The organism is uncultured Methanobrevibacter sp. (assembly GCF_947169325.1).
GTDB lineage: Archaea > Methanobacteriota > Methanobacteria > Methanobacteriales > Methanobacteriaceae > Methanocatella.
This window is the reverse complement of record NZ_CAMVPN010000070.1, coordinates 1-14,356: the sequence shown is the minus strand read 5'-3', so window position 1 is coordinate 14,356 and position 14,356 is coordinate 1. Positions and strand designations below refer to the sequence as shown.

The 14,356-nt window shown below is 39.4% G+C and carries 10 protein-coding genes and 1 pseudogene; 8 read left to right on the top strand and 3 right to left on the bottom strand.

Translation table 11 applies throughout. From position 1 onward, the window contains the following. The 4 genes and pseudogenes from rpl1P to alaS all read left to right on the top strand — a co-directional run. Positions 1-284: pseudogene (gene rpl1P, locus Q0W26_RS09330) on the top strand (50S ribosomal protein L1); the annotation flags it as partial. Then, complete coding sequence (locus Q0W26_RS09325; protein WP_298524341.1) at positions 284-1,288, top strand: 50S ribosomal protein L10; 1,005 nt, start codon at positions 284-286, stop codon at positions 1,286-1,288. The pseudogene rpl1P and the gene Q0W26_RS09325, both read left to right, overlap by 1 nt. 58 nt (positions 1,289-1,346) lie before the next feature. Then, the gene (gene rpl12p, locus Q0W26_RS09320; RefSeq protein ID WP_298524338.1) at positions 1,347-1,655 is read left to right on the top strand and encodes a 50S ribosomal protein P1; all 309 of its coding nucleotides are present in this window, start codon (positions 1,347-1,349) and stop codon (positions 1,653-1,655) included. 164 nt (positions 1,656-1,819) lie between these two features. Further along, positions 1,820-4,525, top strand: a complete 2,706-nt coding sequence (gene alaS / locus Q0W26_RS09315) for an alanine--tRNA ligase (protein WP_298524335.1) — start codon at positions 1,820-1,822, stop codon at positions 4,523-4,525. Between the two features lie 26 nt (positions 4,526-4,551). Here alaS and Q0W26_RS09310 read toward each other — a convergent pair whose 3' ends face one another. Next, the gene (locus Q0W26_RS09310) at positions 4,552-5,442 is read right to left on the bottom strand and encodes a hypothetical protein (protein WP_298524333.1); all 891 of its coding nucleotides are present in this window, start codon (positions 5,440-5,442) and stop codon (positions 4,552-4,554) included. Positions 5,443-5,626: 184 nt separating this feature from the next. Here Q0W26_RS09310 and thiI point away from each other — a divergent pair, with 184 nt between their 5' ends. Together thiI and fbp are read left to right on the top strand one after the other, a co-directional pair. Then, positions 5,627-6,781 carry a tRNA uracil 4-sulfurtransferase ThiI gene (gene thiI / locus Q0W26_RS09305; RefSeq protein ID WP_298524331.1) on the top strand — a complete coding sequence of 385 codons (1,155 nt, stop codon included), beginning with the start codon at positions 5,627-5,629 and terminating at the stop codon, positions 6,779-6,781. A gap of 134 nt (positions 6,782-6,915) precedes the next feature. Further along, positions 6,916-8,013, top strand: a complete 1,098-nt coding sequence (gene fbp / locus Q0W26_RS09300) for a fructose-1,6-bisphosphate aldolase/phosphatase (protein WP_298524328.1) — start codon at positions 6,916-6,918, stop codon at positions 8,011-8,013. Between the two features lie 32 nt (positions 8,014-8,045). Here the strand turns inward: fbp and Q0W26_RS09295 are convergent, their stop codons facing one another. Then, positions 8,046-8,288 carry a DUF3781 domain-containing protein gene (locus tag Q0W26_RS09295; RefSeq protein WP_298524326.1) on the bottom strand — a complete coding sequence of 81 codons (243 nt, stop codon included), beginning with the start codon at positions 8,286-8,288 and terminating at the stop codon, positions 8,046-8,048. 73 nt (positions 8,289-8,361) lie between these two features. Here Q0W26_RS09295 and Q0W26_RS09290 point away from each other — a divergent pair, with 73 nt between their 5' ends. Then, complete coding sequence (locus tag Q0W26_RS09290) at positions 8,362-9,471, top strand: ABC transporter permease (protein ID WP_298524325.1); 1,110 nt, start codon at positions 8,362-8,364, stop codon at positions 9,469-9,471. A gap of 9 nt (positions 9,472-9,480) precedes the next feature. Next, positions 9,481-10,179: an ABC transporter ATP-binding protein gene (locus tag Q0W26_RS09285; protein ID WP_298524323.1), complete on the top strand. Its 699-nt coding sequence runs from the start codon at positions 9,481-9,483 to the stop codon at positions 10,177-10,179. An 85-nt stretch (positions 10,180-10,264) separates the two neighbouring features. Here the strand turns inward: Q0W26_RS09285 and Q0W26_RS09280 are convergent, their stop codons facing one another. Continuing rightward, a complete protein-coding gene (locus Q0W26_RS09280; protein ID WP_298524320.1) occupies positions 10,265-13,984 on the bottom strand; it encodes a C1 family peptidase in 3,720 nt (1,239 codons plus the stop codon). Positions 13,985-14,356: the final 372 nt, after the last annotated feature.

Sequence of the window (14,356 nt, the reverse complement as noted above, 5' to 3'; positions counted from 1 at the left end):
TAGGTCCAGTTCTTGGTCCTCGTGGAAAAATGCCAAAACCAGTGCCTGCAAGTATCAAACTTGACCCTCTTTTAGACAGATTACAAAGTACTGTTAAAGTTGGTGTAAAACAACAAGCAAGTATTCAAATTGTTGTTGGAAGCCAAGACATGTCAGACGAAGACATTGCTGAAAATGTAGAAACTGTTCTTACAGTCTTAGACCGCAATTTAGAAAAAGGAAGAAGTCAAATTAAGTCCATGTTTATAAAAACAACTATGGGACCAGTAGTGAGGGTGATCTAATGGCTCATGTTGCTGAATGGAAAAAGGAAGAAGTCAAAGAGCTTAAAGAATTAATTGACCAATACGACGTAATCGGTCTTGTCGATTTGGAAAACATTCCTGCAAAACAGCTCCAAGAAATGAGAAAATCTCTTTTAGGTAAAGCTGTAATCAGAATGTCTAAAATTAATCTTATTAACTTAGCTCTTGAAGATTGTAATGCTGAAAAAACCAACATTGTTGATTTATCCGAACATATGGATGGTCAAATTGCAATTGTTGCAACCGAAATGAACCCTTTCAAATTGTACAAAATATTGGAAGACAGCAAAACTTCTGCTCCTGCTAAGCCAGGAACAATTGCTCCGGAAGATATTATCGTACCAGCAGGGGACACCGGATTTGAACCAGGTCCATTTTTAGGTGAATTACAACAAGCTGGAATTCCTGCAAAAGTTGATAAAGGAAAAATCGCAGTTCAAAAAGAAACTGTAGTTGTAAAAGCAGGCGAAGAAGTTTCCAAACTTGTCGCAGCTACCTTATCAAGATTAGACATCAATCCGATGGAAGTGGGAATTGACTTAAAAGCAGTATACGAAGAAGGATCAGTTTATACTTCAGACGTACTTGCAATCGATGAAGAACAAACATTAGCTGACGTACAAAATGCATTCAGAAATGCATTCAACTTGTCCGTAAACGCAGCTATTCCTACTAAAGAAACTACTTCAACTATTATTACTCTCGCATACACCAGAGCAATCAATGTCGGTGTGGCAGGAGCAATCATGACTTCAGAAACTTCAGAACCAATCATTGGTTTAGCACAGGCTAAAATGTTAGCTTTAGCATCCGAAGTATCAGGTACTGAAGGTGCATTAAGTGATGCTTTGGCTGAAAAACTTTCCAACGTTGCTGTAGCAGCCGCTCCAGTAGAGGAAGAAGAAGTCGAAGAGGAAGTTGTTGAAGAAGAGGAAGAAGAAAAAGAAGAAGATGCAGCAGTTGGGTTAGGATTGCTATTCTAAAATTATAATTTAAAATTTTTATAATAAACTAACACTTTAAAAAATTAATGGTGATAACATGGAATATATATATGCGGCAATGATTTTGCACAGTGCAGAAAAAGATATTAACGAAGAAAATGTTAAAAGTATTATTGAAGCAGCAGGAATTGAAGCTGATGACGCTAGAATCAAAGCTTTAATCGCAGCTTTAGAAGATGTCGACATCGACGAAGCTATGGAAACTACTGCTATGGCAGCAGCAGCTCCTGCAGCAGCTCCTGCAGCAGCAGCACCTGCTGAAGAAGAGGAAGAAGAAGAGGAAGAAGAGGAAGAAGAAGCTTCTGAAGAAGCAGCTATGGCTGGTTTAGGCGCTCTCTTCGGATAGATTTTTAAATCTATCACCTTTCTTTTTTTTATTTACTCTTTTTTTGTTCAATCTACACTTACTATTTTTATCGCAAATCTTATTTTGAAATTAGAAATTTTCGTCAAATTTTGAAACTTATTTATTCTATTAAAAACAGATATTTTACTAATAAACATTTTGAAATGATTATTATGGTAGAAATTTTTGACGAACTCGGTTATAAAAAACAGACATGCAAAACTTGCGGACAGGAGTTTTACTCACAGGTCGACAGGGACACCTGCGGAGACGCTCCATGTGATGAGTACGGTTTCATTGCAAATCCTGCAACAGACAAACCATACAACTTATATGAAATCCAAAAAGTTTTTAGAGAATTTTTAGAAAGTGAAGGGCACACACATGTCCCAAGATATCCCGTCCTGGCAAAAAGATGGAGGGATGACGTATTTTTAGTCGGAGCTTCCATTTTCTGTTTCCAGCCATGGATCACATCAGGGCTTGTAAAGCCTCCTGCAAATCCGATTGAAATGGCCCAGCCTTCAATCAGGCTCAACGACGTTGATAATGTCGGAAGAACTGGAAGGCACATGACCTGCTTTACAATGGGGACCCATACTGTCATCAACAAGGAAGATGATTTTATATACTGGGAGGACGAAACCATCAGGCTTTGCCATGAGTTCTTTGCACACATCGGAATCAACACAGAAGAGGTCACATTCATCAAGTCATGGTGGGCCGGCGGAGGTAACGAAGGTCCATGTTATGAGGTTTGCTGCAGAGGAGTGGAGCTTGCAACACTGGTGTTCATCCAATATGAAACCCTTGAAGACGGATCCAAAAAGGAAATCCCTATCAAGGTTGTGGATACCGGTTACGGGCTGGAAAGGATTGCATGGATTTCACAGGGAACTCCAACCGCTTATGACGCCTGCTTTGCACCTGTTGTGGACAAATTAAAAGAATTGACTGGTGTTGAAATCAATGAGGATATCCAGGGAAGAAACGCTCAGATTGCAGGAATGATGGACATTGAAGACATCGGCGACTTGAAGGAATTGAGACAGCAGGTTGCAGACAGCCTGAACCTCACCTTGGAGGAATATCTGAAAGCAGCTGAGCCTATGGAAGCAATCTACATCATTGCAGACCACACCCGCTGTCTTGCATTCATGCTTGCAGATGGAATCATCCCGTCAAACGTTAAGGAAGGATACCTTGCAAGACTCGTCCTGAGAAGAACCATCAGGTTCATGAAGGAACTGAACATGAAGGAATCCCTGGCCGAAATTATGGCAATCCAATTGGATTTCCTCTCCAAGTTCTACCCTGAAATCAGGGACTCAGAAGAGCACATCATGAACATCATCACTCTTGAAGAGCAAAGATATGCCGCAACAGTCAAAAAGGGTAAAAGCATTGTCAAAAGATCCATCAAAAGACTTAAAAAAGAAGGCAAGAACGAAATGCCTCTCGACATGCTTATTGACCTGTATGACGCTCATGGAATTCCTCCAGAAACCGTAGTGGAAATGGCAGGAGATGACTTTACCGTCAATGTCCCTGACAATTTCTTCACACAGGTTGCAGGAGCCCATGAAAAGGACACTTCAAACAAAAAATCCACATTCAAGGTGGACTTCCCGGAAACCGACTTGCTGTTCTATAAAGATTTCTACCAAAAAGAGTTCGAAGCCGAAGTTTTGGGAATTGTTGAAAAAGATGGGGACAAATGTTTAATCTTCGATAAAACCGCATTCTACCCTGAAGGAGGAGGCCAACCTTCAGACATGGGTACCGTTTGCATCAACGGAAATGACATTAACATCAATCATGCTGAAAAAATAGACAATGTCGTATTGCATCATATAGATGGAGACATCAATGAGGATGTGGTTGGCAAAAATGTCACAGCAGAGATTGACTGGGACCGCAGAATAACACTTGCACGCCACCACACCGGAACCCACCTTGTCATTGCTGCTGCAAGAAAGGTGCTGGGCAAGCACATTTGGCAGGCAGGATCTCAAAACGGCCTTACAAGGGCACGTATAGACCTTTCACACTACAAACGTATAACACAGGAAGAGCTTAATGAAATCGAAAAATTGGCCAACGAATATGTGATGGACAACATCGATTTGGACATCAAATTCCACACTCGTGATGAGGCACAGGAATTGTACGGATTCGTACTCTATCAGGGAGGTATCGTTCCTGGAAAAATGATTAGGGTAGTTAAAATCCCTGGCGTCGACGTTCAGGCATGTGCAGGTACACACGTTCTAAGAACAGGTGTGGTAGGTCCTATCAAAATAAACAAAACCGAAAGGGTTCAGGACGGTGTTGAAAGAATTGACTTCTCAGCAGGCCTTGCGGCAATAGATTCAATGCAGCATGACAGTGAACTTTTAAGAACAAGCTCATCTGTCTTCAGCGTTGACAATGACCAGCTTCCAAAAACCTGTGAAAGGTTCTTCACAGAATGGAAAGCTCAGAAAAACGAAATCGACAGGCTTCAATCTCAAATTGCTAGCTTGAAAATGAATTCTCTTGCAGATGACTTTGAAGAAATCAACGGCCTGAAAGTTGTTTCAGAACTTATTGAAGCAGACTTTAAGGAACTTCAAAAGATGGCAACTGACTTTACCGACAACGGAAAGGCGGATGTCGTCATCATGGGAAACAACAAGGGAAACATTGTTGGAGCGGCTTCCCAGAATGCTATTGATGATGGAGTTAAAATAAATGAAATCATCAAGACTGCAGCTGGCATCTTAGGCGGTGGTGGCGGAGGCCGTCTGACCTTGGCACAGGGCGCAGGTAAAAACACGGACAAAATGGATGAAGCCATTCAGACTGCAATCGATTTATTGAAAAAATAGGATAAGAGAAAAATATTTTCTCTTATTTAATATCTTACGTACCAGATGGTAGCTTTTAATGGGGTGTATCCTTTAATCAGCTTGTGTTCAGGATAATCCCATCCATATATTTTACTTGTTTTTGATTTCACTGTCTTTGTAATTATTTTGCCGGTCTTTTTGTTTTTGAAGAAGAATTTCGCTTTCATAATTAAAGTGTGTGAAATCCCGTTCATCGGATTTTTGGCATTGTATTCAGTTACATATGCTCCTTTAGGGAATTGACCGTTTTTCGTAAAGTAAAATGCTTCGATATAGTCATTTTTAACTTTTTTACGGGTATTCATTTTCAAGGTAATGCTTTTTTGCTTTTTGTTGAAAATGGCAAGTGTGCCCTTTTCCTTAACGTTGTACTTTTCATCATTTGATGCAACAGTGACCTTGTAGGTTCCCACCTTCAGATTTTTCACGTTCAGGACTTTAGCTTCCCCTTTGGAGTTGGTTTTGACGTTGTATGTTTTGGTTGCACTTCCGATTTTGACTTTAACGGTCAGCTTAACGTTTTTGTAGTAGTTGAGTTTGTTTGTCTTTTCATTGAAAGTGAATACTTTTACGGTAAAGTACTTGTTGGATTTCTGAATGAATGCGTTGGTACAGAACACGTCAACGGATTTTTTAGCAACCTTTGGTGTTGAGGTTGCGGTTGCGTTCGGCTCGGAGTTGCCTACATTATCAGTTGCAACATCTTCACTGGTTCCGTTTGAACTTTCATCAGAAGTTCCGTTTTCGCTTACAGGTTCAATATCATTTTCGATTTGAGGTGCATTGTCATCGGTGACGTTTGATGTTGCATTGTCGTCAGCGGCGCAGGCGCTGCCTATGCACAACAAAACCAAAAACAGTATTGATGATAGAAATATCATGTTCCTTAACTTCATAATATCACCATTTTGAATGTCATTAATATCTAATTTACTCCTTTGACTACTTAAATTTTAATTCCATATCCAGCAAATATTTATTAATCTTGAATTTTAAAATTATACTTGCTGTTATATTTAAAAACTAGTATTGAAGGGATTGCTATTTTTTTCAGCGTGTACTAAAAAGTGAGTGTTTTATATGAATTATGATGTAATTATTGCCAGATATGGTGAAATAGGGCTTAAGAGTCCAAAAATAAGGTCACGTTTTGAAAGAAAGCTAGTTAAAAATATCAAGGCTACTTTTGAATGCGAGAGCAGCAGAAATCAGGGAAGAATCTACATACATCCCGATGATTTTGACGACGGTGTTGAGAAATTAAACAGGGTATTCGGGGTAGTGTCCTACTCTCCGGCCATTTCAACAAAAACAACCTATGAGGACATTGACGCCACATTAGGAGAATATGTTGAAGAGCTTATTGCGGAAGATATGCTTGATGAAAACACAAAGTTCGCCATAAAATGCCGCCGTGTGGGAATACATGATTTCACTTCCCAGGAAATGGCTGCACATTGCGGAGGAGTTGTAAGAAATAAAGTCCTAGCGCCTGTCGATTTAACAAACCCTGATTTGACCATTTTTGTAGAAGTCAGAGAAGACGATACGTTCATTTTCCATGAAAAGATTAAAGGTCCTGGCGGACTTCCATTGGGAACACAGGGGAAGGTTGTCGTTTTGCTTTCAAGTGGAATAGACTCTCCTGTAGCTGCATATCTAATGATGAAAAGGGGCTGTGAAGTGGTTGCCCTTAACTGCAACAATGATCCGTTTACGACTCATAAAGCGCTGGAGAACTTCAGCTTGCTGGTGGATCAGCTCAACATCTATGCAAAAGGGGTTCCAATCACAAAAAGGGTGGTTGACTATGGTGAATACCTGCAGACTGCCAAAGATAAGGCTCCCGAAAAAATGACCTGTGTGCTGTGCAAATCCGGAATGTATCACATAGCTGAAAAATTGGCCCGTGAATTGGGTGCCGATGCCATAGTGGATGGAAGCAGCGTAGGACAGGTCGCTTCACAGACTTTGTCAAACATTCTAGCCACCAGATATGGCGTCGAAATGCCTATTCTATCTCCTCTTATTGGACTTGATAAAGAGGAAATCACTGAAATTGCCAAAAGGATAGGAACATTCGACATATCTAAAATCGATGACGGTGGATGCAGTGCGGTTCCAAGGTATCCTGAAACCCGTGCGGATTTGGACCGTGTAAAACAGGCATGTGAAGACATGGACCAGGGCAGCGAAATTCAAAAGGCTTTTGAAAATATCAGAAAACTTGATTAGTTTTCTATTTTTATTCTTTTTTTTATTTCAAATTTTAATAAAATAACCTCGTTAAACATAATAATATAAATAGTATACAAACTAAAAATAATAAATGTCTAGTAAATAACTAATTTACTAATCGAGGTATTAAAATGAAAACTACTGTTAGTGTAATTAAAGCTGATATCGGAAGTGTGTCCGGACACTGTGTCGCACACCCAGAATTAATGGATATTTGTGACGAAGTTTTAAACGAAGCTTTAGAAGCAGGTATCTTAAAAGATTACTATATTTCCCGTTGTGGAGACGACATAGACTTAATTATGACCCACGACAAAGGTGTAGAAAACGAAGAAGTACACAAAACCGCATACGATGCATTCATGAAAGCTACAGAAAGAGCACGTGAATTGAAATTATACGGTGCAGGTCAAGACTTATTGTCTGATACCTTCTCTGGAAACATCAAAGGTATGGGTCCTGGTGTAGCAGAAATGGAATTCGAAGAAAGGCCATCTGATCCTGTTCTTGTATTCTGCTGTGACAAAACCGAACCTGGTGCATTCAACTTACCAGTATTCAGAATGTTTGCAGACCCATTCAACACTGCAGGTCTTGTAATCGACCCTTCCTTACATGATGGATTCAAATTCGAAGTATTCGATGTAATCGAACACAGAAAAGTTATCCTAAACTGTCCTGAAGAAATGTACGACTTGCTTGCATTAATCGGTTCCACCGGAAGATACGTAATCAAAAGAGTATGGAAGAAAAACGGTGAAATCGCAGCTGCAATAAGTACCGAAAGATTAAACTTAATGGCTGGAGAATACGTCGGTAAAGACGACCCAGTATGTATCGTAAGAGCACAATCTGGTTTCCCTGCAAACGGTGAATGTGTAGATCCATTTGCATTCCCACACATGGTAAGTGGATGGATGAGAGGATCCCACAACGGTCCAATGATGCCAGTATCTGAAATGGAAGCAAACCCAATCAGATTTGACGGACCACCTAGAGTAGTAGGATTAGGTTTCCAAGTAGCTAACGGTGAATTAATCGGTCCTGTAGACTTATTCGATGACCCTGCATTTGACCCAACCCGTGAACAAGCTGCTAAAATCGCAACTTACATCAGAAGACACGGTCCATTCGAACCTCACAGATTACCTGCTGAAGAAATGGAATACACTTCACTTCCTGGTGTAATGGAAAAATTAGAATCCAGATTTGAAGACATGGATGATTAGATTTAAAGAGATTTTTAATCTCTTCTTTTTTTTTATTTAGATTTATGGGCAGTTATTATAGTAAAACTGCTTGAATTGATGGTTATCACACAATCATCAACATTTACATAATAATTTTTACCTTCTTTTTCAACGACTGAATTTTCCTGTTTCAATTTTGAAATGCAGTACTCTACCGGTTCTGCATCAATATCAAGGTTCCTTTGAATCCTTCCGATTCCCATTTCGGTTGTATGGATTTTGTCTATATTTTCAATTAATGTCTTCTTATGCATTTCAACACCTGTTTTTTGCATCTCAGTTGATGAGGCAAGTAGCTATTTATATATTACAATACTATTTAGTATTATGTCATTTTTAAAATTTATTCTTAAAAATCCATTCAGAAGAAGAACTAGTGCAATTCTGGCAATTGTGGGAATTGCAATTGGAATAGTGGTAATAGTTGCTCTTGGTGGAATCACAGACGGTTTGGTCAATACCTTTGAAGACACAATTCATGCGGGAGGTGCTGACTTTTCAATTTCAGGTAAGGAAACTGGAGATTCGGCATACGGGACCAACACCATCGATGCAAACTGGACAGAAAAGATTGCAAACGTTTCAGGAGTCGAGGAAGCGTATCCGATTTATGTTGTCCTGACTTCGGTCGGTGATGACTATATGAATACGTTGATTGGAATAGATCCTGAAGGCGCTAACTTGGCAGACATATCAATGAAAGAGGGGAGGCTGTTCAAAGACAATGAATCCGAAGCCATTTTAGGTGAAATCTATGTCGATGACAATGACTACAAGGTCGGAGACACCATCAAAATCGACGGCGAGGAATTTGAGATAGTCGGAATATATGAAACCGGTGACCAGAACATGGCCGGCGGAGTGTTCACATCAATCTCCAAGGTCGGAGAACTGATGGATGATGAGGATTCAATCTCAAACATCTACGTTAAAGTCAAGAAAGGAGAAGACCCGCAGGCAGTTGCTGACAGGATTGACGAGAAATACGGTGATGACATAGCGACAATAACATCTGTAATGGAAATGCAGCAGATGGGAGACATGCTCAACATGCTTCAGGCATCCACATGGGCAATTTCACTTTTAGCCATTGTCGTTGGGGGTCTGGGAATTATCAACACAATGCTGATGTCAGTGTTTGAAAGGACACGTGAAATTGGGGTGCTTAAGGCTGTCGGATGGTCTGATAGGAAAATCCTCACAATGATTGTCGGTGAATCTCTTGTAATCACAATCGTCTCAGCAATCATCGGATCAGTAATCGGATTTTTGGCATGCACACTTTTAGGTCCTCAGATGGGAATCAGTCCGCTGTTCACACCTAAGATATTCATCCAGGCATTTGGAATTGCAATTATCGTTGGAATAATAGGAGGGCTTTATCCTGCAATCAAGGCTGTGAAATTGCCTCCGACAGAAGCGTTGAGGTACGAATGAGGTGATACTATGAATGCGGTAGAGATAAAAGATTTGTATAAAAGCTATGAAGATGGTAAAATCAAGGCATTGAACGGCATCAACCTCACAATCAGGGATGGGGAGTTCGTATCCATCATCGGACCGTCTGGTTCTGGCAAATCAACACTGCTGAACATGCTTGGGGCACTTGACGTTCCTGATTCAGGTTCAATAAGCGTTGCAGGCAGGGATTTGAAAAGCTCTAAGAAATTGAATGAGTTTAGGGCTGAAAGCATTGGATTCATTTTCCAGCTGCATAACCTGATTCCGAACATCTCTGTTGTGGAAAACATTGAAATTCCGATGTTTACCCAGAAATTGTCATCAAAGGAAATGAGATCACGTGCGCTGAAATTGCTTGATGATGTGGGCCTTAAGGACAAGGCAGATATGTTGCCGAACAAACTTTCAGGCGGTGAACGTCAGAGGGTGGCCATCGCCCGTGCACTTGCAAACAATCCTTCAATAATATTGGCAGATGAACCAACAGGATCACTAGATTCAAAGACAAGTAGCAAAATCCTTAAGCAGTTAATTGATTTGCATGAAGATAAGAATGTAACCTTGATAATAGTAACTCATGATATGGATGTGGCCAAACTTGCAGACAGAGTTATTGAAGTTTTGGATGGTGAGATCATATCTGCCGATGAAGAATCATTGATAAACAGTAAGATTGATGTTTAGAATTTCAATTTTACTTCTACTTTTTTTTAATTTTTGGGATGGCTTAATTTAAAAAAGAAAAAATTAGAAGAGATTGCCGTCTCTTCTAGTTGATTTTTATTTTTGTGTCTGCTTGTGCGGATTTGTAGGTTTTGTCTCCTGCAAATTTGACGACTGCTTTGAAGTTTCCTTTTTTGGTTAGGCTTAGTTTGAAGGTTGCCTTTCCGTTGCTGTCTGTTTTTGCAGTGTATGTTTTTCCATTGACTTTGAGTGTGATTTTTTTGCCCGCTTTGAGGTATGTTTTACCGTCAATGGATGATCCTTTGTCTGTTTTTAGTGTTACAGTGTAGGATTTGGTTTTCGCACTTGCTTTGTATGTTTTGGAAGGTGCACTGATGCTTGTAGCTTTCTTGTTTACTTTATTTTTTTGCACGACGAATGATCCGTTGTAGTCGTTGTCACCTAGGAATGCCACTGCGAATGTGTATGTTCCTTCATGTTTCAGGTTGATCTGCAGTTGCGCCCAACCTGATTCATTGGTGGTTTTGTTGTATACTTTGCCGTTGAATCCGATGAACACTGTTTTGTTCACTAATGGATTGCCGTTGGCGTCGACTAGTTGGACTTTGAAGTATCCTCCACGTTCCCCTGCATCAAAGTCGATTGCGTATGTTTCATAGTCGTCGGCTATGATGCTTGTTCCTGTTCTTAACGGAACGGTATTTTTCAGGGTTATTGCGGCATCTGATCCAATGTAAGTTTCATCTCCACTGTATGTCAGTTGGATTTCGCCTGAAACATCGGATATGGTAAATTTACCTTCACAATCGGTTATGACTGTTCCGTTTGCATTTTTGCTGGTGTATGCAACGGTTGCATTTTCGATTCCTTTGCCGTTAGTGTCTTTTAGAATACCTGTGATTATACCTGTTCCGTCTACTTCGATAATGCTGAGTGAAGTTTTCGCTTCTTTTACGGCCACATTATTTGTGTAGGTTTTGTTGTTGTATGTGGTTGTTACTTCGTATGTGCCTAGAGGGGTACTTAGTTCCAGTTTTGCAATTCCGTCACTGTCGGTTACTGCTTGGGTTGTGTTTCCGTTGATTGTGAAGTTGACTACTGCGCCTGTTACTGGGTGTCCGTCTTCGGTTGCTACTTTCACTGTAAAGGCAGAGCCGTATTCAACAGTAATGTCTTCATTGTCGATGATTTTACTGTCGTCAGCAACAGTATAGGCTTTCAGACAAGCTATTATATTATAATCATAATTATCCTCCCAGGTTTGCCCGTCAAAACAGGAGAATGAAATATTTTCTATGTGATGTGTTCTGGAATCTGCTACATTGAGGTAAGGCATAACATTTGAGGTAATTGCCGCTTGGAAAATATCTCCTTTCTTAATTGGGATATATTCGTTCAATTTGATGGTGTGGTAACCTAAATATGGTGACACTCCTTCCTGAGTCAATTTCAAATCGCCATTTACATAAATTTCAACGGTGTAATTGATGCCTTCGCTGCTGAAGTATGTTCCGACTGCTGCAATCAAATCATCATCCATCGCTTCAAACTGATTGCAGTAGATTACATTGCCTCCAATAGGATTCGCTAAGAAATTACCTGCCCATACTAAATTATATTGGTAGTTCTTATTGTATGGTTCGGTATTTTCAATTATTATTGCTGTAGCATAATCTGGTATTGTAATGGATGTTGTGAATGATTGGTCATAATATGAAACATAAAGATATCCTTCATCTCCCCAATCAGTGTCCCAGCTGTTCTTGATAATCCATGCTCCATTGTCAGGAGGAGTAATCAGGAATTTTTCTTTTGGGAAATTGTCGTCCCAGCCAACAACTGAAACTTCATGATTTGCACCTGTAGTCTCATTGACATATTGGGCATATGTGTTCTCATTATAATATGGATTTTTTTCATCATATGTGGATTGTCCGAAATAGCTCACATCCAAAGCACCGTATTTCATGATTGCCAGTTTGAGCTGTGTGCCGTTAGGGATTTCATTGTTAGGTATGAACATCACATCCTGAACATGGATATCATTCAAAGTTGTGATGACCGGTGAAATTTTTCCCAATTCATCATAGGTGTCAGCATCCTGTGGGAATGCTCCCAACCAACTCAACAGATAAGAGGTTCCAATTGTGTTCATTCCTCCTTCACCCAATGAAGATGTCCCATAAATTGAATATCTTAACATGGTATTCTGCATGTTGTTTTCTGAAAAGTCAGCATTGATGCCCGTAGCTTTCAGTAAAGCGGATTCAAGGGCGGAAGTCATTCCGAAGGTCCAGCATGCACCCATCCATCCTTGATCTCTAACAGGTGTAACCCAGCTGTAATTGCGCAAATCAAAGCTGGCCGGAATGGTGGTGACATTGATTGTATTGTTAAGCAATGTTAATTGCATGCCCTGCCCAATCATTATTGATGTATGGAGTTCATTGTTGGTTGAGATGTTGTCATCATTAATGTAAACATTATTTTCTAATATGCTTTCCTTATCGAAAAATGTGTAGATTGGGTTTGTGTTGTTTTCAAACAGTGAATTTTTAATGTTGTAGGAGGTATCGTATGCATAGATTGCATTACCAGCACTTGCAGAGTTATTGATAAATTTAGCGTTGTCTACATTTAATGTGCTGATGTCGCTGAATATTGCGCCCCCATAAGTCGGATATCCTTGATCATTTAATTCAACACCATTTGAGGTAAAATTACAATTGCTGATTTCGCTTTCTGTATAAGAGAGGTAAATTGCACCTCCATTATATTTTGCATGGCTGTTTGAGAATTCGCTATTGTTCAGCAATAACCTTCCTCCCAATTGAAGATATGCTCCTCCGAATTCAGAATAGGTGTCCTTAAATATTGTGTTGAGTACTGTCACGTTACCCTCTAATTGACCCTCTCCAGCGATGTCTGCAAGAATGGCTCCCGCATTTTTAGATGATGTGGTGTTTATGAATTCACAATCTTTGATGTATACGTAACTTGTGCCTTTAATGTCCAATGCACCGGCAGTAATATTTGCCATTAAGTTAATGAATTTGGAATTAATTATGTAGGCGTCTTTACCCTCTTCAACATATAATGCAGGGGTGTATGAAGAGGCAATATTGATGAACGTGGTATTTCCCACATTAATCTTAGACTTATTAAAGACAATCTGGCCACGTTTGGAGAATACATTTGAGGTTATATATGAATTGTAAAGGTTTAGGTTACCTTCATCAACATATATTGATGAACCTGCACTAGCATAATTGTCTATAAATCGGGTATTGTTACAGGTAAGGGTTACATTCTTATATAACACTACTGCACCACCTTTTTCAGTTGCATAGTTGTCAGTGAAAGTCACATTGTTTAATGTCAAAGTTCCATTGGAGTATATTGCCCCGCCCTCTTTGCCATTACCGTTGATTAAGATTAAGTTGCTTAATGTGATGTTGTTTGCAGTAATGTTGAATATTCTTGATTGGTTTTTTGCATCAATCGTACGGCCGTTACCATTAAGTACAAAGTTGTCTTTGTTAATAGCAATTCCGCTTTTGTTGTCTGTTTCATTGTTGAAGGCATAGTCATGGTTTAAATCCAAAGAAATGCCTGTACTTCCTATTTCATCAGTCAAATTGGCGAATGAATCTTCTCCAACTGAATAAATATCGTTTTGAGTAGTTTTTAATATATCCTGACTATCATCGCCCATTTCATCATCGCAGATGTCTTCGGCTGCACAGACAGTCCCCACCGAAATGAGTATAATGAGCATGATAATCGTAATCTTCAAAACTTTCATAATTACCACTAATATAATTTTTGTGAAAAATCATTATTTAACTATTTATATTTAATTGATGGGTGATTTTCCTTCTATTCAACACAGGTGCGAGGATATCATTCCTCTTTTATGTTGTTGGAGGGGCCTAGATTTCATTAAGTGCTTTCATGTCATAGAGTGGCAGTGCAAAAACAATATTTTATTGTGATTATAATGTTTTTTTTGGAATCATCCAAATATTATTTTTCCATTAAATCAATTGCCGTTGTGATGGGGGTCATTCTGGTGGGATATATCATAGACCATAATTTCGCATCATCCAATGGTTTTAACTGGATTTATAGTAAATTGTTAAATTAATTTATTTTAATTTAATTAAATTATTTGGAA